This is a genomic window from Salmonella sp. SAL03688 (assembly GCF_046551895.1).
Taxonomy (GTDB): domain Bacteria; phylum Pseudomonadota; class Gammaproteobacteria; order Enterobacterales; family Enterobacteriaceae; genus Salmonella; species Salmonella enterica.
Window position 1 is genome coordinate 186,846 of sequence record NZ_JBGDVI010000007.1, and the last position, 23,282, is coordinate 210,127.

Consider the following 23,282-nt stretch of genomic DNA (forward strand, 5'->3'; position numbering starts at 1 on the left):
AATTCAGATCACTCAGAGGTGGGAAGGGGGGCAATATCATCGGCGGTTACGGCTGTGCCGCCATCCGGGTTCATATCAATACCTTTACCAATCAGTTGCATGACATCGCTGGTATGTAACATCAGTTGCTTGCCACAAAACTCAATGGAGCCGTCCTTATGTAAAACAAGCGCCGCATTGCCGCAGCGAAGCGTGAATTGATCGCCAACATCTAAACGATAAGTGGTGCCGATATTGATCGTCTGCGCCAGTTTTACGGAAAGGCCGTCATTCTTCGTTACCGTGGTGTTTCTGTCCTCACCAATACTGTTGGTTTCATTTTTAATAATGGTTTTAGTGCGATCCACCATAACCGTATGCGTTTCATTATTCTTCACCGTGGTGTTGAGATCTTTTTCCGCGTGGAACTTCACTTCCTCCGCGCCCGTTTTATCATCAAAACGCAGCATGTTGCCGTTCGTTGGCCCGCCATACAGCGAGTGGCTGAAGATCCCGCTCTGCGACGCCATTCCCGGCAGTCCCCACGGCGGCATGGTGTCCTGGTTGTAGGTGCGCCCCACGATGATCGGCAGATCCGGATCGCCGTTTTTGAAATCCACCAGCACTTCCTGGCCGATACGCGGGATCTGGATCATCCCGAAGCCTTTGCCCGCCCATGGGTAGCTGACGCGTATCCAGCAGGAGCTGTTTTCATCCATTTTGCCGTAGCGATCCCAGCCAAACTGTACCTTTACCCGCCCGTACTGATCCGTCCAGATTTCCTGCCCCGCCGGGCCGGTGACGATGGCGCTCTGCGGCCCTTTGGTGTGGGGTTTGCTCACCGTCCGCTGCGGGCGGAACACCTCGCGGGTGGGGTGCAGTTCAAAACGGGTGGAAAAGGTAAAGTGCTGGTCCTGCCCGCTGTGCTGCGCGTTGTCCTGTACAAACAGCAAGGTCTGCATCAGCAGGTATTCCTGATTGACTTCGGCGGTGGGATAGTTTTCCAGCGTGAAGGTATAACCGGTCATGAGTGTGCGGATATTCCCTCCCCCCAGCACCCGACTGCCGGGGCTGCGCTGCGCTTCCATACGAATGCGCGTCAGCATCTCGCCTTCACTCTTGTCGAAGTAGTCTCCCGGCCACTCATAATGCTCGTAGGTGGCATGACCGGTTTCACGCGGGTTTGCCACCGTGTTTGCCAGCAATGAACGTGGCTTCGTAAAATCGAAATCATCCAGCACCCACTGGCCAGTCCGCAGACTCTCGTTTGCCGTGATAGTGTGGATAAACTCCTTGTCCAGCTTCAGCCCTTCCTGGTGCCACTCGACCAGCGGCGAGTCCGGACATGCTTTGTGGGCGCTGATGGCATCCGCCAGCACCAGCGTGTGGCTGTCCTCGCTGTGTTCAAACCACCAGTAGATGCCCCACTCCTGCATCAGTCGCTGAAGAAAATCAAAATCAGTTTCACCGTACTGCACCTGCCAGGTGCGTACCGGGTAGCTTTCCACCAGTCGCTTTTCCACCGGGTAGGGATATTCCGCCAGAACCTCATCCAGAATATCCACCACGGTTTTATTCTGGAATGCTTTGTAGTCGCTGGTGTGGGTCAGCAGTTTCAGCCACGGCTCCATACGCAGCTCATAGGTAACCGAACGCCCTTCATGGCCCACCACCCGCGCCGCCGTGACCAGCCCGCTGATATGTCGTTTACCGCCACCATCCAGTTCGATGTTGACGCACAGATCTTTGCCCACCATCGGTTTGAGCGGCAGGTTGGCCGCCGGGGAGACATAGCCCAGATTCAGGGTGTCGGGCGTTTTTAGCTGTACCACATAAGTAAACAAGGCTCCCAGTGTTTCCGAGCCATTAAGGCTGGCAAACAACAACATCTGCGGCGGCACGGCACTGCCGCTTACCGTAACGTTATGCACTCCCGGTCCGGAGATAAGGGATGACATTACGTCCTGTGCGGCACCAGCTATATCCGATATCCCTGCCGCCACAGCGGCGGCCTGCGCCGCTGCCACCGCGGCTTTTACCAGTCCTGATGGTTCCGGCAACTCGCCAAACAACAATTCCACTGCCTGTTCTGCCATTTGTTCGGCTGCGTCAGTAACGCTGGCTACGGCGGCACCTGAACTAACACCGTTATTTTCTCCGACAATTGGCGGCGTAGTGATAGCTGGCCCATCGCTCCCGACAGTTTTATTACCCGTGGATACAAAACTCATAATGGATCCTTCTGAAGAATGTAGTCATCTGCTAATAACAAATTTCTTTTTCAAGCTGAACACTATTTTCTGTATAGTTAACTGAAAGATAAAACGATGATGACTGATTTATCGAACAACGACTCTCCCATACAATTTCATTCTTATTGAGAATGCGCTTATGTAATTTATACCCCAGTTCTGAGAGATATCTTTTCAAAGGCTCCACATCTGTCCCCCCACTAAATACTATGGAGTTTGAAAGTGGATAACCATCACCTGGATGGTATTCAAAATAATATTTCTCAGATACTTTAGGACTATTTAATATGTCAGGATCAGTAAGCATGTGGTATTTTAAAAAATCATTTTCCGTATAAACTCCACCATCATTCATTCCTGATGAAATCATATATATAAAAATACAAGCGATAAAAAGCATAGAAAATACGGCAAGGATAAACCATAAAAAAAGACGTCTGAAAATTCTCATCCCTTGCATGTTTATATACATCCTATATGGGTAAAAAAGAAAATGATGTTCCATCATTAGTTATGATTCTTATCTTACCCGATGTAAAATCACTCCACGGTTGGATCCATGTCATAAAATGTGGCAAATTTACCTTATAAGGTTTATATTTGACACAGGGATCCTTCGGATCAGGAAACAGAATGGGTCGAAACCCATCATTTTTAAAACTGCCAACAGGTCCGTAAAAATCCCAGCGACTAACCGCATCATTATAACTGACGGGACGAACCAAACTACTGTATTTCCCCGGGATCATAAAACGATAAAAACCAAAAAGATCTGAAACCAAATCTTCACCACTAAATCCACTATCTGTATGCCATGAAAATGCTTTCAAGCTTTGATACGCCTCAAACTTCAATGCTGTATTCATCATCATCGCCAGCATGATGCTATTAATTTCATCCTGAGTACGTCCTCTTTGGATTTCCCAGCGAGTGAATTTTCCTGTCCCCATTTCCTGCCTCAGTGTTTTACTTCTGATTCGCATATTCTGTTTATATATCACTGAGTAATATTTATTACCGGAGCTTTCACCCGCATCAAATTGCTGTTTTAGCAAGGAAATATCGTCACCACCGGCATGTCCCATATCAAGCCAACCCAACACTTCGGTATATACAATGCCAAATTTGAGTTCATCAAACTTCTGATTACCTTTAATTTCTTCACGTTTACTCATATAAAATCCTTTACCTGTTTTCCTCCACCAGTCGCAGCGCATCCATATACCGCCCTTCACTGTTCTGCTGCCAGAACCAGCCTTGCCCTGGCAGGTAACGTATGCCCGGTAGATCCAACTATCCCGCTATTCATCTGTACAGCCCAGCCCCCGGCGCTGTACCACTTCACTGGCAAATGTCGCGCCAGTTTTTTTCATTATTTCTTGTTGTATTTTTTGCAACTGCGGAAATATAACTCTCTCACATTTATTTATTTCCCATATATCACCAGTTTGAGAACTTACTGAAAACAGCCCCCAATAATCTATTGCTCCGGCAGTCAGTGTATCATAGCCAAGGCTAAAATCATAATATCCCGGATGGGGAGGATTTCCGTGTTTATCCTGCAAATCACCGTCAACAAAAACGCCATCCAGCGATAAATCATATTTTTGATATTTAAGTGCAATAATGAGTAGTTTTTCTGCCTGTGCTTTCGTCATTCCACCACGATTTATATCTGACAAATTAAATTCAGATACAACCACTTGGGCATAACAGAACTCAGATATAAAGAGAAAAAAAACAAGCATTATTTTACGGGGCATGCTATTCTCCGTCCGACCATAATAATTATTCCAGCAGTTATCCTGGCGTAATTATCCGTACCACCAGTAATATGAGATCCTGAATTAAACCCAGCAGCTACCAGAGCTTCAGAGAAGGCCAGAGCATCTTTTTTCCCCCGAACAGCGTCACCATACTTGACAGCAAAAGATCGCGCACAAACTGAAAACGAAGAAAAATAGCCACCCAAGTTTTGTTACTATCCTTTGGATGAACCCGACCTGACTGAAATGATGCAGGAGCCTGGAGAGAAAAGTAATTATTATATTCCCTGGCAATACGACCTGTACCATATTGACTTTCGGCAGCAGCAAGACCCAGTATATTCTCTACCGGTACGTCAAGCTCTTTTGCAATTATCTCACAAACCTTCATGTGCTCCTGGACAAATCTTACCGCGCCCACGTTATTACACGCTTTATCATAATTACCCATTTCTTCATTCCTTAGCAGGTGTTTTTAAAACCACCATGCTCATTATTTCTCCGCCAGCCTTGCCCTGACAAGTAACGTATGCCCGATAGCTCCAACTACCCCGCTATTCATCTGTACAGCCCAGCCCCCGGCGCTGTACCACTTCACTGGCAAATGTCGCGCCAGTTTTTTTCATTATTTCTTGTTGTATTTTTTGTAGCGCCGGAAATGATATTCTCTCACATGAATATTCTTCCCAGATATCTCCTGTTTTCGGACTGACGGAGAATAATCCCCAGATATCCGTAGCACCGGCAGAAGGAGAGTCATAGCCCACACCAAAGCTATAATATCCAGAATGAAATGGTTTACCCTGATCATTTTTTAAGGCCTCGTCCATAAAAACGCCAGGCAATGTAATATTATATTTTTTATTTTTTAATGATAAAACCAATAATGCCTGAGCCTGTGTCTCGGTAAGCCCTTCCTCATTTAATTTAGTCAAATCAAACACCGGGATATTTGATACAAGAACCTGGGCATAACTGCTCACGGATAAAATAGTAAACAAAAGCAATGACACTATTTTACTGAACATGCCATTCTCCGCTTAACCATACCAATCATAGCCACCAGTTCACTGGCGTATCCGGTATGCCCTCCATTACTACTTTTACCTGAATTAAATCGTGACTCAATCAATGCTTGTGCAAATTGTTTAGGGTCCTTTATCTTTCTGACTGCACTACCAAACCTGATGGCGAATGATTTCGCGCAATTTAAAAAAGACGTATAGGTGGCAACCCACACGTCGTGACTTCCCTGAGGATGAACTTTACTCAACTGCAATGGTGCCGGACCATGCATTGAAAAAAAATTATTATATTCAGTTGCAATCCTTCCCTGCCCATAAAGACTTTCCTTTGCTGCAACCGCCAGTATAAATTCCACTGGCACTTCAAGTTGATTAGCGATTATCTCACAATCATTCTTATATTTTTGAATAAACCTTACCGCCTCTGTGTTATTACACGCTTTATCATAAGCACCCATTTCTTCATTCCTTAGCAGGTGTTTTTAAAACCACCATGTTCATTATTTCTCCACCAGCCGCAGCGCATCCACATACCGCCCTTCACTGTTCTGCTGCCAGAACCAGCCTTGCCCCGGTGTTGCCTGCCCCAGCGTCTTACCCGGCCAGCCCGGCCACGGCAGATAACGCACGCCCGGCAGTTCTACTACCGGTGCTTCATCCGGCAGCCCGGTCAGTTCCCGGCTGCGTTGCGATGTACGTCGTAACCCGCGCAGCCACTGCGCCCACCACGGCCCCGGCTGCCACATCGCCCATAGCTGGTCCACCTGCTCCGTCAGCCGCCCGCGCCGCATCGTGTCCGGCGTGATATGCTGCGCCGCCAGCCTCGCCAGCCAGTACAGCCAGCCCTGCGTCTCCTGCAAACTCTCGTCCAGCCACTCCCGACCGCAGCGCTGGTAAATCACCAGCGGCCACGGGCGTCCCACGCTATCCCGTGACGCCATCAGCACTCCGGTCAGCCAGTCAGTCGTCCCACCCATCGGCAAAAATCCCGGCGACATCACAAAGCTCCACGGCAGCGGATGGTGTTCCGGCGCGGGCATATCATGTTCGCCACGCGGCGACAGGTGCATCCAGCCGTCACGCTCTTCATCTGTCGTCTGGCCTTCAGGCAACACGATATGCCGCCCGCTGCCCACCCACGTCTGGCGGTTCAGCCAGTCCTGCCATATTCGTCCCTCTTCAGCGCCCACCCGCCAGCGCACATAGTCGCGCTGGTCCGGCAGCCTGCCGAACATCGCCGGGGCTGATACCACCGCTGGCCGGCGCATTACAACGCCCTCGCCGGGCAACTGAAGTTCTGCAACAGCTCCCGGCTGACCGGGTTAAAATCCCGCCCGGCGGTGATTTCCAGCACCACCCGGCGACCGTCAAAATCATATTCCACCAGTTGTCGCCCCCGCACCGCCGTTTCCTGCACCTTTCCGGCGTCCAGCAGATGAAACAGCGCCCACGGCCCGCCGGTCAGTAGCGTTGAGGTGTCCTGGCGAATACGCGGGCTGGCGGTGATTTCCGCCATCGAGCCGTTGCGCGGTCCCGGCCACGTCACTTTCAGGGGCCGGTCCGGACCATGGGCGTAGCGCAGCACCTGACCGTCGATATCAATCACCAGTTCCGTGATGGCCGGGTCCATATCCACCACGCTAATCTGCATCGACCAGGAAAATTTTTTCCCGCCCTCGCTGTTAAAAAACACGCTGCGGATCTGCTTCGCCTGCTGAAACGGCGTCAGATCCGGCCCCTGCAATGTCATGTTGCCTTCGGTCGGTTTGTAGCGCCACGGGTCGCTGGCGGTGTCCGCCAGCGGAGCCAGTTGTTTGCTCCAGAAGGCATCCAGTACGCCGCCGCTGGCGAAGATGCGGTTAAAGTCCTCGGCGCTGACCTCCTGCGGGCTGTCGGCGAACGGATAGCGCCCGTCGATGGCGTCACGGCAGTCGTCGCCCATCATCGCCTCCATCTGGGTGTTCAGCACATCGCCGGTCCCGGCGTTGATTTTGCGCGTTCCCTGCTTCGTCAGATCCAGCAGGATGTTTTTCAGCGGCGCGGGCAGTTTCGCCGCCTCCAGTTGCAACTTGTCTGCGGCAGTAATGCGCGCTGGCAACGTCCCTGCCGCCAGCGCACTATCAGCAATGGTCAGTTGGGTGTAATACTCGTTGAGCATGGTCAGCAGCGAAGCGATCTGCATCGTCCCACCGCCGCTCTGTCCGCCGTCCGTCCGCCCGGCAATGACCTCGCGCAGCGCGGCGAAACGATCATCCACCAGCGTTTTTTCCAGCCGTTCTTCCGGGTGAATATCCTGGAACAGTTTTGCCGTCTGTACCACTTTCCCCGCGTTACCGGACGCGCGCTGCGCCAGCTGTTTCTGTCTGGCCTGCGGATCCGGCGGCGGCACCAGCGTGGTCTGCTCCACCACCGCTTTTCCCAGCCGCATCAGCGGTGAGTCCGGCGACGCCAGGGTGCGCAGCACCTGTAAATCATAGGCCAGGCCGGAACTGCCCTCTTCCCCGGCACTGTTGATACTATGGATACTGTCCAGAAAATCCTGCCAGCGGCGGGCATATTCCGTCAGGTACAAACGGCGGACTTCGCGGGCGACAGACTGCTCCTGCCCCGGTATCTGGCTGCGCAGGCTGTCAGTCAGCTTTTTTGGCGTACTCTCCCGGCCCATCACCCAGCCATCGTTCGCCGTCGCCGCCGCCACAAATTCCGGTAATCGTTTGTCGAACAGCTCCCGGTATCCTTCATGGGTAAAAATACCCGGCACGCCCCGATCCAGCGGCGCGCCGTTGCTACGCACAAACACCGTTCCCGCATCCGCGCCGACGGCGCGTACCAGCGTGAACTCCTGCGGCGCTTCGCTCTCCATTGCCGCCAGCGCCCGCGCATAGATACGCTCGGTACTGGTGTGACCGTCGAGGAATGCCCGCGCCTGACGGATCAGCGCCTCATTTTTCTCATACGGTGAATGCACCACCCGGCTGCCGTCAAACAGCGCTTCGATATGCGTCAGCACGGCGGCGCGCCCGCCGAACCCGGCCACGCTGTCGCTGTTCCCCAGATCGTTAATCACCCACGACTGGATCTCCGCCGCGTTGTATTTATCTTCGTGATCTTTATCCAGATTCAGTAGCAGATAGATGCGCAGGGCATCGTAGGCCGCTTTACTGTCCTGACGGGCAATGGCGTCCGCCAGCACATACTCCATCCGTTTCACCAGCGGCGGCAGCAGCAGTTGATCCAGCAGGCGGTTGTACAGCGACGCCACGCTGTCGGTTACCGGCGGTACGCTGTACAGGCCGTAGCGCCAGGTCAGCGGCGGCGCGTCCGGGTCCAGTTCCGGCCAGGCGGACAGTTCCCTTGCGCTGTCCAGCAGTGCCGGGACGGGAGCCATCGCCGGTTTACCGGTGTAGGCTTTCACATCACCGTCCAGCCGGGTCGCGCGGGCGCTGATTTCATTCAGATAGTCGCCGTTGGTCTGCTGGCTGGTCTGCATCCCCTGCCACAACAGGAATGCCAGCACCAGTACCAGCAGGTGCCCGCCGAGGCGCAGCAGGCGGTAACGCCAGGCCCACTGGAGGTTTGGCTCCACCAGGTGCGCTTCACGGAAAATAAACTGTGTCAGCAGGTCATGCAGGAAGTAGCTGCGGTTGCCGTCCGGCAGAGCGTGCGGGAGAGAGGCGGAGGATTCGCCACGGGCGGTTTTTATCGCCCGGACAAAGCGCTGCCAGATACTCAACTGGTCGGCCACGGCGTCGGCCTGCGCCTGCGCGGCGCTGGTGAAAAACACCCCGCGCAGCGTGTTATTCAGTTGCGTGGCATCGAATTTTGAATCGAGGAAGATCTGTTCAATAGCCTCCAGCAACGGCTCGCCGAGGGCGGCGAACTCACGCGGGAAGGTATACAGCCGCTGGCGGCTTTTAAGGTCGTACTCTTCCTGTAACCGGGTATCCAGTCCCTGATCCAGCCGCAGCGTCAGGCGCGCCAGCTCCTGCGCGCAGGCGGCGTGCAGCGCCTGCGGGTCGCCCGCTTTTCGCCTGCGGCTGTACGGCAACGTGAAGCCCCAGATTTGTGCGCGAAGATGGCTGGTCAGCGTGCGAAAATACTCGCTGAACCCCGGCAACAAATCCATTTTGGTGACCACCAGATAGACCGGAAAGCGAATCCCCAGGGTCTCGCGCAGTTCTGCCAGTCGCGCCCGCAGAGCGGCGCAGGCCGCCAGGCGTTCCGCCGGTGACTGTGCGGTTAAATCCGCCACGTTTAGCGTCAGGATCACGCCGTTAAGCGGCGCGCCGGGGCGATGTTTACGCAGCAGACCGAGAAACCCCTGCCACTCTCCGGCGTTACGCTGCGCGGCGCTCACTTCTCCGCCGTCATCGTGGCGGGCGTAGCGTCCGGCGGTGTCAATCAACACCGCTTCGTTGGTAAACCACCAGTCGCAGTGTAGCGTGCCGCCACCCGGTACTGTCAGGATACGCGAGGTCTGCTCCATTTGCTCCGCCAGCGGGAACTGCAATCCGGTGTTCAGCAGGGCCGTGGTTTTGCCGTCGCCGGGACTGCCGACCACCATGAACCACGGCAGCTCATACAGAAAGCGTTTTCCCTCGAAGATTTTACGCCAGCCAGGCATATCCACCCGCAACTGCCGCAGCTGCCGGATGGCCTGCGTGACAATATGGTTGACGGTGCGCAGGTCGGCTTTGATCTCGCCTGCCACCGGTACCTCTTCCCCGCGCGGATGCAGGAAGCGACGCAGCAGTTGTTCATCCATACGCAGCGCACGCCACAGCCGGTACAGGCCGTACAGCGCGTACATCAGCAGGATGAAACCAATTAATGTCAGGCGGACCCACAGCGGTGCAAACGGATGGACATCGCCCAGGGCCAGCAGCGGTGTGACGAAGCCAATCGCCAGGCACAGGACACTGATGCCGATGATACTCATCGACCAGTTGACCAGCCACAGTACCAGCAGCATCAGTAACAGGGCAATGGTCACTACCCGGCTACCCACGGAGGCCAGCGGGCGCAGGGTATCAAATGACACCAGTGGCCCGACAAACCAGACCAGCAGCGCCAGAACCAGAACGCCCACAACCGCCAGCGCGCGCCGGGAAAAAAGCAGACTAAGAAATTTTTGCATTATATTTCGACTCGCCACCCAATAATCAATATTTTAAAATTCCCTGGATAAAGTAATATAACCATTAAATCTTACAGAACACTCATCAGCATTCATGAAGCTGGATGCAATGAAAATGTCTTTTTCTTTATCTTTGTTAATATAGGTATATTTTGCCACGATAGATTTAACCTGATTTTCATAGTAACTATCGAAATAGGATTTTTTATCTAATATTGCCACTTTATTTTTGGCCTTATCTTTTTCATAATCCATCCTGGCCAGAGATTCTGCATAGACCTTAGATACAGGTGAGATATCAAGAATCTCTACCTTTGTTTTATCCTTTATAATAGTAGCGACATCTATATTCAGGTCATTTTTTATGGCATCAAATAATGATGACTCCATTGATGCTCCAACCGTAGCACACCCATAATCGTGCGCATAAGAAATGGCAGGAATACCCACCAACAGACAGACCATTATCTTAAACATATCAATCCCTTACTACCAAGACTTTACCACCAAGACTTTATCTGAACTGGCAGCGATAACATTATCACAGGGTATACCTGTCACATTTCAGGCTACATGTGCGCTGGCTTTCCTCGCTCACCCCAGTCACGAACTAATGTACGTTCCTGGGGATTCACTCCCTTGCCGCCTTGATGCAACTTGAATGATTTTATATATTACAGGGATACTCTATTAATTTATTTATGATAAGTTCAGCCGCGCGAGAATTAAGTTCTTTATGTGTTTTATTTTTAAGAAAAACATAGACAATTTCATTTAATGTTAGCGTCTTAAATAAATCGTATCCACACCATAGTTTTTTCTCCGTTGCATCCTCCACGCCAAGCAGATAGATACCCGCCCTGAGTTTATCCCGTTGATTACCAGATACCCAAAATTTAAAAAAGTCATTACCTGAAAGATTAAGCGCATCCGGCGTCAGGGATAACACAGGAGATGACCGGGAAGCAATTTTTACGGAGGGTTCAGTCCCCTGACAGGGGAAATTTTTAACTAATGCTTCCTCTATCAGCACCGAAGCTCTTGCATCAGGCTTTTTCACAGAGTACCGATCAAGCCAGGCCAGCACAGTATGGTTTATTGTTATACTGTCAACCTGACCATATCCACACCACGTCTTACCTTCTGTGGCATCCGCTACCCCCAACACATACATCAGTGTATTATCTTTTTCCTGTAAGTTATCACTGGCATAAAATCCCAGAAAATCCCGTATACTGAGGTTGACATTATCGGGGGAAATGAATCCTGCGTTAATCAGGGACCCGGCAAAAACGCCACCGGGTAATAAACAACATAAAATGATCAAAAAAACACGGATAGATCGTTTTATGTGATATGTCGCTGAGATCCGATAATAATCCCCCGTCACGCCACATACTGCCGAATGATGAGACACATCATAGGTTGATTTTTTCATCATTCATTCACTCCACTACCAGAATTTCCACCCGACGGTTTTTCGCCCGCCCGGCTTTACTGCCGTTATCCGCCACCGGCACCGTATCGCCCTTGCCGACGATATGTACCCGTCCGGCAGGTACGCCGCCGGAGGTCAGCAACGCCGCAACTTCCGCCGCCCGTTTTTCCGACAGCACCAGGTTGGATGGGAATTCAGCCGAATGAATGGGCTGGCTGTCAGTGTGACCCGTTACAGTGACTGCGCCGCCCACGCGGGCGATTTCCCGCGCCGCTTTGTTAATCACTGGCCGGATTGCGTCACTCACCGTTTTCTGTCCCGGCACAAACATGGCGTCGCCACGGAAGACGACACGGCTGTGCTGGTCATCTTCGTCCACGGTCAGCAGGCCACGGGCGATTTCGTTTGCCAGCAGGATTTTCAGCCGCAGCTTATGAACCGGCACGGGCGGCGGCGGCAGTTTTATACCAATCGCATCAATATGCTGTTGTACGGTGACGGTCTGCACATCCATCCGGTGGCTGTAAAGGCCAAACAGCGTCAGCATCGCCAACAGGGCTATCCCGGCGCTCAGCCAGACCGGCACCCGGCGCATCCGCCGCAGTCGTCCGCTTATCGCCCCCTGAAAGTCAGGCGAGAGCGCGGGCATAACCGGATCGCGACGCTGTGAAAGCTGTGTCAGCAATTGCTGACGAATATTGTCCAGTTGCTTACGCCCGTCTGGCTGCACGCTGTAGCGGCCTTCAAATCCCAGCCCCAGCAGGTGGTAGATAACCTCCAGTACGTTGCCATGTTCCTGGAAGCTGGCCGCCAGACGCCCGATGATCTGGAAAAGTTTTATCCCGCCTTCGCTTTCACCATGAAATGTTACCAGCAGGCTTTTTCCGGCCCAGACGCCGCGCCGTCCCCAGGTTGTGTTATTGGCGGCTTCATCAAGCGCCGTACACAGGCAGTAACGTACCGCCAGTACGTGCTCGCGCCGCAGGTTCGCCTGATCGCATAATGTCTGGTACAGATGCATCTCGCGTACCAACAGATTACGGTAAGGCTCTACCAGGGCCGCATCCAGTTTAGCGGGCATGGCTGCGAGAGCGCACAATAAAGGCCGGGCAGCGGCGAGCAACGGGTTAGCCGCCGCGCTGATTTCAGCCAGCCGGAGTTTGCTGTCCGGACCGTCTTCAACGATGACATTGAGTTCCGTGCGCTGGCTGGTGTGTACCGGCGTTTCATATTCACTGTCCTTATGCTCCGGCGTGGTGGACAAAAAGGACATCATGTCCGCCGCTGGCGGCGTCAGGGTACTGTCTGTCATTTATCGCGCACTCCCCACAGTTCTGTCTCCAGCCCCGGAAATTCCCCGGCGGTATGCATGGCCATCCCGCCGTAACGGGCAATGTGTTCCCACAATGCTCCCTCGCGGCGGATGTCGTAATAGATGTATCCGGCCTGAAACGGGATTTGGCGCGGTGGTACAGGCAGAACCTGCAAAGCCAGCCCCGGCAGATGCGAGCGGATCAGTTCCGGCAGGCGATCGGATGGCCCGATTTTGGTCTGGGCGGCAAAATGTTGCAGTAGCACATCGGTCGGCATTGAAGCCTTTATCGCCAGTACCAGCGTGCTGAAATCGGCAAGATCGGAAGGAGCCACCACCGCATTCAGGATGCCGTAAGTCCCCTCTTTCAGTTCGATGCGCTGCGCGCCCCGGATCAGTACCGCATTCAGCAGGAACTGCACCTCATCAACCAGCGATTTCAACCCGGCATAGGGCGTCAGGTGTTTGTACTCTTTGTATTCAGCGGGCCGTCGCGTTTGTGGACGCACATAGGTGGAGAGTTCCCCGGCCAGTTCGGACAGGTAGCGATACAACACTTCCGGGGCCAGCGGGGTTTTCGCCAGGTGGGTCAACAGCGGCTCAAAGCGATTGAGAATTTGCAACAGCAGGTAATCGGAGACCTCCGCTGCTTCATGGCCGTGGTTGTCGCTGCCTGTCAGCCGTTCCGCCAGCGAATCGGCCCGCATCCGGATGAGATCGTTGATCCACGACAGCCAGGTACACATCAGTGAACTGGCCTGATAATTAATGATGGGCGGGATCAGGTCGTGGTCGATATCTATCCGCCCGTCAGGGTTCAACCCGGTGATGCGGGTCAACGGCAGGCCAATCCAGGCGCCCGTCACCGCTTTTTCCGGCAGCAGCCGCAGGCGCAGGTGACTGAGCTGTAATAACTGCGCGCCACGTCCCAGCGAGTTGGCGTCGCGGATGTCGTGTTCATGTACCGAGAAACGCGCCAGTGATTCCGGGTTATTGTCAAACGTGGTTTCTTCGCTGTTCGGCGCGCGTACCGGTACCGCCAGACAAATCTGCTGGTTCAGGTGCTCCGGCAGGATGGTCAGCGGCGGCGGCAGCGGGGTGTGGTCCGGTGCGTTAAACGGCGTGCCGTCAGGGAAAATCCCTGATGCCTCTTTCAGTATCAGTTTACCGATGTTCAGCGCTTCGCCATCAATATTGTAGTGGCTGAATCCCCAGAAAAAGGGGGTCAGCGGCAGGCTGCGGTAATGCATGACGTGTTCCAGATAACGCTCTTGCTGCTGAAACATCTGCGGCAGTAAAAACTGTCCTTCACTCCAGACTACGCAGTCATTCCAGCTCATAATTCATTTATCCCGTTCCGTAATTACAATGGCGCTTTGTTCCAGTTCCGCCTCCAACTGCACTTTTCCTTTCCCCGGTACGAAGCTGCTGTACCAGGCTTTTTCCGGGGCTTCCGGGATTTTGTAGGTTACCCGCCAGACCGATTTGGCCAGGTTACGGTATCCGGCCAGTACGCCGATTGCCGTGGTCTGCGCATTCAGCGGGCGACGCAGTTTTTTCTCTTCGCCGGGACGCAAAATAAAGCTGTCGCGACGCACTAAATCGTCGGTAAGGACGGATTTGTCGTTGTCATGGAGCGACCAGTAATCGGCTGTCGTGAAAGCGGCGTCATTTTTTAGTTCATAAACACGAATCTCAATGGGCGCGGCCTTCTTCTGATTGTCAGGATTCACCTTATCGGAGGCTTTCACGCTCAGGTCGAGTCGCTGTGATTCGAGGTCAGGTAACGCATCGCTACTGCCGCATCCGGAAAGCAGGAGCAGTACAAAAGGCATAGCTACCGCACATAACCGCCGAGTGGGGTTACGCCATTTATTCACTGTAAATTCCTTTAAAATCAAAACAATAAATCCGGCCAGATATAAATCTGGCCGGAAAAACAGCCGTTAAATTTCTTTGTTGGCCTTGAAGTCGTAGCCTGCGGTGATGGTGCCGCCGCTGCCGCCCTGCTGGTTCTGCACCACGTATTCCTGCTTCACGGTGCTGAAGGAGAGTTCAATTGATTCGCGAGACGCAATTTCCCCTCCCTGGCTTCCGCTGGGCGATACCATTGCAATAATCAGATCTGTGAAAGTGTACTTGAGGTACTCCAGCGGATTGCCGCCAGCCTTACGCATAACCAGAATGGCCTGCGGAATGTGCTTACCGGAAGAGCAGTATTTGAACAGGTTCGGGCTGGCGCGATCGATGTAATGTTCAAATGAAAGATTAGTGACGGAGACCTTACCGGAACCGAGACCGCTACCGGCGTGCATGGTGGATTCCTGATGAATATTCCAGCGCCAGCTCAGTACTTCAATTTCATTTTTGTGTTTGTCATCCATTGACTCGCCGTCAATGCCGTCAATTTTCAGAAAAATGTCATAAGACATATCTACTATCCTTTTAACTACCTAAATTAAGCCCTGATTTATCTGCTTTATTAGGTGAACAGATTAACTATTCCTGTACAGCTCTTTCTTACCCATAAATTCATCAGAGCAAGAGAACGTATGCTTTTAATATCTTTGAATTTTACTTCTCGACACGCCTTTTAATTAATTCATTTAATTCCCTGTCATGGATAAAATCTATGCACTTCATGGTATTAAAATCTGATGATATCGAACCGTTATATTTCAACCCTGAATATTTTTTCGCAATCTCATCAATTTCATGGTAAATCTCCACAGATTGTTTACCATATTCAAGGTAAGCACTGGCCGTAGCTCTGGCATCGTTTTTAACGACATCATCTTTGTATACTAATGCCAGACAATGACTCAGCGCCCAATTTTTTAAGAGTTCCGACTGTGAATATTGTGTGGTCAATGCTTCTTGTGCAAAGGATGGCTGCCATACCAGCATTCCACTTATGCTGAAAGTAACTAATATTAACCATTTCACGGCAGTATCCACAGAGTCCCAACTTCAGGAACAAATGGTCCATTATCTGGATCATTTAATAAGTGGCACTGATCTGAACAGATACTGCCATTCCATAATGTAACGTGTCCTCTGGCATTGCTCCAGCCATGCCCTTTTACTACGATAATTCCTTTCTTCCCTATAAAGTCACTCTGTTTCGGATTATTAACAATAAGATCAGGCTTGCCCATAGTATGAGTAAGATAATCAATCATATCATTCACGCGATAAATATAGAATTTATTATCGGCACCACTAACCTTTGCATACGGAGAGTTACGGGCTATTGGGAATCCTGTCGCATTCAAAACATAGCTCATTCGAATAGGGCAGGCATTTTGAAAATAACCACCAGTTATATTTTTCCCAACGTTTCCACCAATAATGCTACCCACATCAGCGACGGAATGATTCACCTTCCTAAAAGCTAACCACGCTTCATTGAATGAAGGTCTGTTCATTTTGCTTACCCTCTAAAAATTCTGTGTAGGTCATTAATTCTCAACACGTATCTTCATGGACGCCGCTTTCTTCTGATTGTCAGAATTCACCTTGTAAAACGCTTTCACGCTCAAGTCAGGCCGCTGCGATTAGGGGTCAGGTAGCGAATCGCTACTGCCGCATCCGGAAAGCAGGAGCAGTACAAAAGGCATAGCTACCGCACATAACCGCCGAGTGGGGTTACGCCATTTATTCACTGTAAATTCCTTTAAAATCAAAACAATAAATCCGGCCAGATATAAATCTGGCCGGAAAAACAGCCGTTAAATTTCTTTGTTCGCCTTGAAGTCGTAACCTGCGGTGATAGTGCCGCCGCTGCCGCCCTGCTGGTTCTGCACCACGTATTCCTGTTTCACGGTGCTGAAAGAAAGCTCGACCGTTTCACGGGAGGCGATTTCACCATCGTGGCTGCCGCTCGGGGAAACCACGGCGACAATCAGGTCGGTGAAGGTATACTTGAGGTACTCCAGCGGATTGCCGCCAGCCTTACGCATAACCAGAATGGCCTGCGGAATGTGCTTGCCGGAGGCGCAGTATTTGAACAGGTTCGGGCTGGCGCGGTCGATATAGTGATCAAAATCCAGGTTGGTGACGGAGACCTTACCGGAGCCGAGGCCGCTACCGGCGTGCATGGTGGATTCCTGATGAATATTCCAGCGCCAGCTCAGTACTTCAATTTCATTTTTGTGTTTGTCATCCATCGACTCACCGTCGATGCCGTCAATTTTCAGAAAAATGTCATAAGCCATTTTTATATCCTTATTAAGTTTTACTTAAAATAAACCTGGTTTATCCTGATAATTTGCGCAGAAATAAACCGTTGCCGTACAGAATCCCCTTCCCCGTAATTTCAGGAGAACAGAAGGCTGTCTTTTTCCGTTGCCAATATTATTGAAGTATTTACTTCACGAATAAATCTTAAACATTAACAGGCATCTTTTATGCGTATTCTGGCATCAGAGTATTCATATAAAGATTATATATTTTATTTACAAATCAATTTTGCCGGTAAGACATCCGGGCTCCAGCATGTCGCGACCGTTCCCTGAACTTTTCTGGCAAGCAGAACAGCCCACTGTCCATAACTACATGAGAACCAGATCCCCCGGCGATTATCCTCCGGGTCTATCTCCCACAGACGCCCCTTTTTCCCATCAACGACTGCATCTTCACCTTTCAGATCTGCCTGCTCTTTGGGATCGCCAGACGAAAGAAAACCACCATCATTCAACATACGCGCTGCACGGGATGAGACATTCCATCCTTCCGCTGAGGAAATTATTGGAGCCTGAGAAAAATGAATAACCGCAGGGCAGACAATCTCATCGGCATGAACAACTATTACCGGAAGTAACCACAGAATGCCCCCGACAATACAGGTGCTATTCAACGATAAAATAGGCTTCTGCATTATTACTCATCCTTATATAAGTCCCGTCACTACGAACACTTCCATTATGCAACTTTCTTATATAACGTTTGGACACACGGGGTTTTGCGATATCATCTTTCCATTGATCCATCACCCATATCCCGCCAGCATCTTGCCCCAGAAAAAATGCAGCATGGTTGCCACTATTGTGGTTCGGATATCGCCCATTCACAAAAGTAGCGATAACTGTCCCGACTTCAATGTTTTTGTTTCCAAATACTGCGGCCCCTTGCTGCCATGTACTCGTTTGTCCTACTCGTATATAGTGTTGAATAAGTTCAACACACTGATGGTGGTTTCCTACCTTTTCTGTATCCTGTAAAGCCTTTGCATTAGCATAAACATATGGCATATATTCTCTTAATATCCTCTGATATTATTTATATATTCACAAAATAAATGCATCAGGCATTGCCCTGCTTCACTGACGGCAGTTTTGTCACCAGGCGCAGCGATCCCGTCAGCCCTTCAAGCTGGAAATGCGGACGCAGGAAGAATTTCGCGTCGTAATAACCTGGATTGCCTTCGACCTCTTCCACCACTACTTCAGCGGCAGCCAGCGGACGACGGGCTTTAGTTTCTTGCGAGGAGTTCACCGGATCGGCGTCGACGTAATTCATAATCCATTCATTTAGCCAGCGCTGCATATCCTCACGCTCTTTAAAGGAACCGATTTTGTCGCGGACGATACATTTGAGGAAGTGAGCGAAGCGCGAGCAGGCGAACAGGTACGGCAGACGGGCGGACAGGTTGGCGTTGGCCGTCGCGTCCGGATCGTAGTATTCCTGTGGTTTTTGCAGCGATTGTGCGCTGATAAAGGCGGCATAGTCTGAGTTTTTACGGTGGATCAACGGGATAAAACCGTTTTTCGCCAGTTCAGCCTCGCGGCGGTCAGAGATGGCGATTTCGGTCGGGCATTTCATGTCCACGCCGCCATCGTCAGTCGGGAAGGTATGGCAGGGAAGATTTTCCACCGCACCGCCTGATTCCACACCGCGAATCAACGTACACCAGCCGTAGTGTTTGAAGGAACGGTTGATGTTTACGCCCATCGCGTAGGCCGCGTTGCTCCAGACGTATTTGGTATGGTCAGAACCATCCGCATCTTCTTCAAAATCAAACTCGTCCACCGGGTTGGTTTTTGCGCCATACGGCAGGCGGGCAAGAAAACGCGGCATCGTCAGGCCAATATAACGGGAGTCTTCGCTAGCCCGCAGCGAGTTCCACGGCGCATATTCCAGGTTCTGGGTGACGATTTTGGTCAGGTCGCGGGGATTCGCCAGCTCCTGCCAGGAGTCCATTTGCAGTACCGAGGGGGAAGCCCCGGCAATAAACGGCGCATGGGCCGACGCGGCGACTTTGGCGATAGAGCCAAGCAGATCCACATCGGGTGGTGTATGGTCGAAGTAGTAATCCGCAATGATACAGCCATAAGGTTCGCCGCCTAACTGGCCGTATTCAGCTTCATACAGTTTCTTGAACATCGGGCTTTGATCCCAGGCGATGCCCTTGTAACGCTTCATGTTGCGCCGCAATTCATCTTTTGACAGATTCATGAAGCGAATTTTCAGCTTTTCGTCGGTCTCGGTGTTGTAAACCAGATGCTCCATACCGCGCCACGAGGATTCCAGCTTCTGCCAGTCGGGATGTTGCAGGATCAGTTTGATCTGTTCGGTCAGTTTAAAGTCGATCTGCGCAATAATAGCGCTGATGCTTTTATAGGCGTCATCGCTGACGGTGATCGTGTTTGCCAGCGCCTGTTGCGCCAGCGTCTGCACCGCGGCTTCCACGGCTTTTGCCGCCTGGGTAGTCTTGGGTCGGAAGGCCTGATTCAGCAACGCATCAAATTCACCGGATGCGGAGACGGTATCCTGAGCAACCGCGTCGGTTGCCTGCATATTACTGTTTGCCATGAAAATTCCTTAAAAATTCGACGTTATTCCGCTGATTCATTATCCGCTGACACACCTTGCTGGGTAGCGGCCGGTTTCGGCGCATTCGCCAGCGTTTTCAGCAGAGTCGGGTCCTGCAACAGTTTATTGACCAGATTTTCCGCCCCGGCCTTGCCATCCATGTAGGTCTGGAGGTTCGCCAGTTGGGTGCGGGCTTCCAGTAACTGGTTCAGGGCGTCCACCTTGCGGGCAATCTGTGCCGGCGAAAAGTCGTCCATATTTTCCAGCGTGATATCGACCATCAACTGACCTTCACCCGTCAGCGTATTCGGCACAGCGAACGCCACGCGCGGCGCAATGGCTTTCATGCGCTCATTGAAGTTATCAATATCAATATCGAGGAATTTGCGATCCGTCACCGGCGGCAGTTCTTCACGCGGTTTCCCGGCCAGATCGGCCAGCACCGCCATCACGAACGGCAGCTCGATTTTTTTCTCAGAGCCGTAAATCTCTACGTCATATTCAATCTGCACGCGCGGCGCGCGGTTGCGCGCGATGAATTTCTGCGCGCTATTGTTGATAGCCATAATCCTTCATTTCCTTTTTAGTCAACTGGTTGCCGCAAGGGGAGCGGTATACCGGTACAGTTTTTAAAATCGCACTACGGACACTTCGAACGGCCGGTTTCAGCAAACGATCTCAAAAACAATCTGCTCATCACCATTAACGCCGATATCAATTTGCCTGATAGCGGCTTTTTCCGTCATGGCCTGCAACCAGTAGCGCGACAGTTGCGGCAGGATGTGCTGTTCGATGTAGCCAATCAGCAACCGCGCGCCCGTTTCATGCATTGGACAGCACGCCACAATATGTGCGACCAGTTCCTCGCTATACGTCAGCGTCACGCCGTGCTGTTCACTCATCCGCGCCACCAGCCGGTCAAGGTGCAGACGGGCAATCACGCCACGCGACGTTTCGTCCAGCGGCAGGTAAGGGATCACCGTCACGCGGCCCAGAAATGCCGCCGGGAAATGCTTGCGTAATTCCGGCATTAGCGCCTCTTTAAGCCCCGTAGCGTCGGGCATTAAAGCCGGATCTTCACACATCTGGCTGATGAGGTCGGAACCCACGTTGGTGGTGAGTAATAGCGTGGTGTTTTTGAAATCGACATGTGTACCCTCGCCGTCCTCCATCCCACCCTTGTCAAACACCTGATAGAAGAGTTCGTGGACGTCATGGTGCGCTTTTTCGATCTCGTCGAGCAGCACTACACTCCAGGGGTGGCGACGCACTGCTTCCGTCAGCACACCACCCTCGCCATAGCCCACATAGCCGGGGGGCGCGCCTTTCAGCGTGGAAACGGTGTGAGCCTCCTGGAACTCGCTCATATTGATGGTTACCAGGTTCTGCTCACCGCCGTAGATAGCCTCCGCCAGCGCCAGCGCGGTTTCGGTTTTACCGACACCGGACGGCCCGGCCAGCATAAACACGCCCACCGGTTTGCGTGGATCGCCCAGTCCCGCTCTGGCGGTCTGAATACGTTCACCAATCTGCGCCAGCGCGCCGTCTTGCCCGGTAACGCGTTGCGCCAGTCGGGCAGGCAGTTCCAGCACCTGGCTGGCCTCATCTTTCACCATGCGCCCGGCAGGAATACCGGTCCAGTCGGCGACAATCGCCGCGACAACCGCCGCGCTGACTTCCGGGAACACCACCGGCGCGTCGCCCTGCCACTCCCTTAGCGCCATTTCGGCCTGTTGCAGCGTGGTTTTGTCATCAGCATCAGACTCTGCGACACGCAGTTCCTGCAACGTATGTACCAGTTCCAGCTCCCGCTGCCAGCGAGATTCGGATGCAGTCAGTTCATTGTTGAGCGAGAAAATTCGCGCCGTCAGCGCATCGCGCCGCTCATCTGACTGAATCCCCATTTTTTCCTGCTTCTGCAACAGCGACCGTTCCATTTCCGCCGCTTTTAGCTGCTGGCGCAGGAACTGTACGCTGGCAGGCGGCGTGTGCAGCGTCAGCGCCACGCGGGCCGCGGCGGTATCCAGCAGGCTGATAGCCTTATCCGGCAACTGCCGGGCGGGAATGTAGCGGTGAGAAAGCTGTACCGCCGCACGTACCGCCTCATCCAGAATCAGTACGTTATGGTGTTTTTCCAGCGTATCCACCAGACCACGCACCATTTCCATTGCGGGGATCTCTTCCGGTTCGGCAATCTGCAACACCTGAAAACGACGGGTCAGCGCCGGATCTTTCTCAATATGGCGCTTGTATTCGCTCCAGGTGGTGGCGCCGATAGTCCGCAGGGTGCCGCGCGCCAGCGCCGGTTTCAGCAGGTTAGCGGCATCGCCCGTGCCGGATGCGCCGCCCGCGCCCACCAGAGTGTGAACTTCATCGACAAACAGAATAACCGGCTGCGGCGAGCGCCCGGCCTCTTCCAGTAACCCTTTCAGACGCGATTCAAACTCGCCTTTCATGCTGGCTCCGGCCAACAGAGCGCCAACGTCCAGCGCCAGCAGCCGTACTTCCCGCAGCGCGGGCGGCACTTCCCCCTGCGCAATCGCGAGGGCAAAACCTTCGACGACCGCCGTCTTTCCGACGCCCGCCTCACCAGTCAGTAGTGGATTATTCTGGCGACGGCGCAGCAGAATATCCGTCATGGTGCGGATTTCATGCTCACGCCCCGTCACCGGGTCGATTTTGCCGTCGCGCGCCTGTGCCGTCATGTCCTGACAGTATTTTGCCAGCGCGGATTTACCGTCCTGCCCGCCGTTGGGAATCGCCTGACTGCTTTCACCGGGAATGGCTGATGCCAGGCCGGAGCCGTCGTAAGGGCGCTCCTGCGCTTCCGGCGATGTTTCGATCAACGAGGGCAGTATTTCCGTCAGTTCATCAACCGGAAGCGTGGCCAGCGGCGCGCAGATACTGCTCAGTACCCGACGCAGTTCTGGCGTGGTCAACAAGGCCAGCAGCAACCAGCCGCTGCGAATTTTGTTATCGCCGTAACGGACGCTCGCCAGCATCCAGGCCTTTTCAACGCTGAGATCGATATGGTGAGAAAAATCACTAATGGCGCTGGCCCCGGCGGGCAGCATATCCAGTTGCCGGAGTAACGCTTTCTCCACATCAGAAAGAGGGATCTGGTAATGCCGAAGAACGTGGAGAATATCGTTATCGGGCTGCTGTGTTAACTGGTGCAGCCAGTGAGTCAGCTCAACCCAGGGATTAGAGCGTAGTTTGCAAAATGCCGTTGCCGATTCCAGCGACCGGAATAGTGGGCCGGCCAGTTTTCCATACAACGCACTGCGTGAAACAGGAGTTTCCATGTGTTATGCCTTGTGACATAAAAATTCATAAAAATAATGCATCAATGCATATAAATATATAAACAATTCTTTATTGATAGCCTCGAAAAAATATCGAAACAAAACAATGATACAGATCAGGGATTAATTAGCAACTAAGCCGTTAATATTAAATAATCAATGAACAGCAAGATAAAAATCGCAATTGCAGAATTAAAAGGAATAATATTTCAAAAAAGACATCTATGCATACAACAATGCATTCACGACGAAAAT

The 23,282-nt window shown here is 52.3% G+C and carries 22 protein-coding genes and 3 pseudogenes; all 25 read right to left on the reverse strand.

The genetic code is table 11. The annotated features are described in order from the left end of the window. Window positions 1–8: 8 nt before the first annotated feature. On the reverse strand, window positions 9–2,210 hold the full coding sequence (locus tag ACLJR2_RS10005) for a type VI secretion system Vgr family protein (protein ID WP_000011509.1): 2,202 nt from the start codon (window positions 2,208–2,210) through the stop codon (window positions 9–11). A gap of 31 nt (window positions 2,211–2,241) precedes the next feature. Further along, on the reverse strand, window positions 2,242–2,691 hold the full coding sequence (locus ACLJR2_RS10010) for a hypothetical protein (protein ID WP_223152164.1): 450 nt from the start codon (window positions 2,689–2,691) through the stop codon (window positions 2,242–2,244). A gap of 13 nt (window positions 2,692–2,704) precedes the next feature. Beyond that, window positions 2,705–3,406, reverse strand: a complete 702-nt coding sequence (locus ACLJR2_RS10015) for a hypothetical protein (RefSeq protein WP_000043959.1) — start codon at window positions 3,404–3,406, stop codon at window positions 2,705–2,707. Window positions 3,407–3,416: 10 nt separating this feature from the next. After that, a pseudogene (locus ACLJR2_RS10020) lies at window positions 3,417–3,524 on the reverse strand (cytoplasmic protein); the annotation flags it as partial. A gap of 8 nt (window positions 3,525–3,532) precedes the next feature. Then, on the reverse strand, window positions 3,533–3,994 hold the full coding sequence (locus tag ACLJR2_RS10025) for a hypothetical protein (RefSeq protein WP_001533986.1): 462 nt from the start codon (window positions 3,992–3,994) through the stop codon (window positions 3,533–3,535). Continuing rightward, window positions 3,979–4,448, reverse strand: a pseudogene (locus ACLJR2_RS10030) (glucosaminidase domain-containing protein). Before ACLJR2_RS10030 ends, ACLJR2_RS10025 begins: the two are co-directional and overlap by 16 nt. Before the next feature lie 103 nt (window positions 4,449–4,551). After that, entirely contained in the window at window positions 4,552–5,025 is a 474-nt protein-coding gene (locus ACLJR2_RS10035; RefSeq protein ID WP_000491746.1) for a hypothetical protein, read from the reverse strand. Further along, window positions 5,010–5,480, reverse strand: a complete 471-nt coding sequence (locus ACLJR2_RS10040; RefSeq protein ID WP_000501511.1) for a glucosaminidase domain-containing protein — start codon at window positions 5,478–5,480, stop codon at window positions 5,010–5,012. The genes ACLJR2_RS10035 and ACLJR2_RS10040 overlap by 16 nt, the downstream gene beginning before the upstream one ends. Window positions 5,481–5,522: 42 nt before the next feature. Further along, entirely contained in the window at window positions 5,523–6,290 is a 768-nt protein-coding gene (locus ACLJR2_RS10045; RefSeq protein WP_001254130.1) for a TagF domain-containing protein, read from the reverse strand. Next, window positions 6,290–10,159 carry a Type VI secretion protein IcmF gene (gene icmF, locus ACLJR2_RS10050; RefSeq protein WP_001168965.1) on the reverse strand — a complete coding sequence of 1,290 codons (3,870 nt, stop codon included), beginning with the start codon at window positions 10,157–10,159 and terminating at the stop codon, window positions 6,290–6,292. Before icmF ends, ACLJR2_RS10045 begins: the two co-directional genes overlap by 1 nt. 33 nt (window positions 10,160–10,192) lie before the next feature. Then, on the reverse strand, window positions 10,193–10,624 hold the full coding sequence (sciR, locus tag ACLJR2_RS10055) for a Shiga-like toxin A subunit SciR (RefSeq protein WP_023166851.1): 432 nt from the start codon (window positions 10,622–10,624) through the stop codon (window positions 10,193–10,195). A gap of 202 nt (window positions 10,625–10,826) precedes the next feature. After that, entirely contained in the window at window positions 10,827–11,600 is a 774-nt protein-coding gene (locus ACLJR2_RS10060; protein ID WP_000976546.1) for a Rap1a/Tai family immunity protein, read from the reverse strand. A 4-nt stretch (window positions 11,601–11,604) separates the two neighbouring features. Continuing rightward, on the reverse strand, window positions 11,605–12,909 hold the full coding sequence (gene tssL, locus ACLJR2_RS10065; RefSeq protein WP_000132483.1) for a type VI secretion system protein TssL, long form: 1,305 nt from the start codon (window positions 12,907–12,909) through the stop codon (window positions 11,605–11,607). After that, entirely contained in the window at window positions 12,906–14,249 is a 1,344-nt protein-coding gene (tssK, locus tag ACLJR2_RS10070; RefSeq protein WP_000118722.1) for a type VI secretion system baseplate subunit TssK, read from the reverse strand. Before tssK ends, tssL begins: the two co-directional genes overlap by 4 nt. 3 nt (window positions 14,250–14,252) lie before the next feature. Beyond that, window positions 14,253–14,789 carry a type VI secretion system lipoprotein TssJ gene (gene tssJ / locus ACLJR2_RS10075; protein WP_001045936.1) on the reverse strand — a complete coding sequence of 179 codons (537 nt, stop codon included), beginning with the start codon at window positions 14,787–14,789 and terminating at the stop codon, window positions 14,253–14,255. 66 nt (window positions 14,790–14,855) lie between these two features. After that, window positions 14,856–15,341: an Hcp family type VI secretion system effector gene (locus ACLJR2_RS10080; protein WP_000119443.1), complete on the reverse strand. Its 486-nt coding sequence runs from the start codon at window positions 15,339–15,341 to the stop codon at window positions 14,856–14,858. A gap of 142 nt (window positions 15,342–15,483) precedes the next feature. After that, window positions 15,484–15,867, reverse strand: a complete 384-nt coding sequence (locus ACLJR2_RS10085; protein ID WP_000379146.1) for a type VI secretion system amidase immunity protein Tai4 — start codon at window positions 15,865–15,867, stop codon at window positions 15,484–15,486. Further along, window positions 15,852–16,337: a type VI secretion system amidase effector protein Tae4 gene (locus ACLJR2_RS10090; RefSeq protein WP_001081550.1), complete on the reverse strand. Its 486-nt coding sequence runs from the start codon at window positions 16,335–16,337 to the stop codon at window positions 15,852–15,854. The genes ACLJR2_RS10085 and ACLJR2_RS10090 overlap by 16 nt, the downstream gene beginning before the upstream one ends. A gap of 42 nt (window positions 16,338–16,379) precedes the next feature. Next, window positions 16,380–16,574, reverse strand: a pseudogene (locus ACLJR2_RS10095) (type VI secretion system lipoprotein TssJ); the annotation flags it as partial. A gap of 66 nt (window positions 16,575–16,640) precedes the next feature. Beyond that, window positions 16,641–17,126, reverse strand: coding sequence for an Hcp family type VI secretion system effector (locus tag ACLJR2_RS10100; RefSeq protein WP_000312802.1), 486 nt, complete (start codon window positions 17,124–17,126; stop codon window positions 16,641–16,643). 236 nt (window positions 17,127–17,362) lie between these two features. Then, window positions 17,363–17,788: an STY0301 family protein gene (locus ACLJR2_RS10105; RefSeq protein WP_001171576.1), complete on the reverse strand. Its 426-nt coding sequence runs from the start codon at window positions 17,786–17,788 to the stop codon at window positions 17,363–17,365. Beyond that, window positions 17,760–18,161, reverse strand: a complete 402-nt coding sequence (locus tag ACLJR2_RS10110) for a BPSL0067 family protein (RefSeq protein ID WP_001147175.1) — start codon at window positions 18,159–18,161, stop codon at window positions 17,760–17,762. The genes ACLJR2_RS10105 and ACLJR2_RS10110 overlap by 29 nt, the downstream gene beginning before the upstream one ends. Window positions 18,162–18,213: 52 nt before the next feature. Further along, window positions 18,214–19,722: a type VI secretion system contractile sheath large subunit gene (gene tssC / locus ACLJR2_RS10115; RefSeq protein ID WP_000013886.1), complete on the reverse strand. Its 1,509-nt coding sequence runs from the start codon at window positions 19,720–19,722 to the stop codon at window positions 18,214–18,216. Window positions 19,723–19,745: 23 nt separating this feature from the next. Beyond that, window positions 19,746–20,288 (reverse strand): type VI secretion system contractile sheath small subunit, encoded by a 543-nt coding sequence (tssB, locus tag ACLJR2_RS10120; RefSeq protein WP_000996815.1) that lies wholly within the window; start codon window positions 20,286–20,288, stop codon window positions 19,746–19,748. A 99-nt stretch (window positions 20,289–20,387) separates the two neighbouring features. Then, window positions 20,388–23,027, reverse strand: a complete 2,640-nt coding sequence (gene tssH / locus ACLJR2_RS10125; protein ID WP_000449781.1) for a type VI secretion system ATPase TssH — start codon at window positions 23,025–23,027, stop codon at window positions 20,388–20,390. Between the last annotated feature and the right edge of the window lie 255 nt (window positions 23,028–23,282).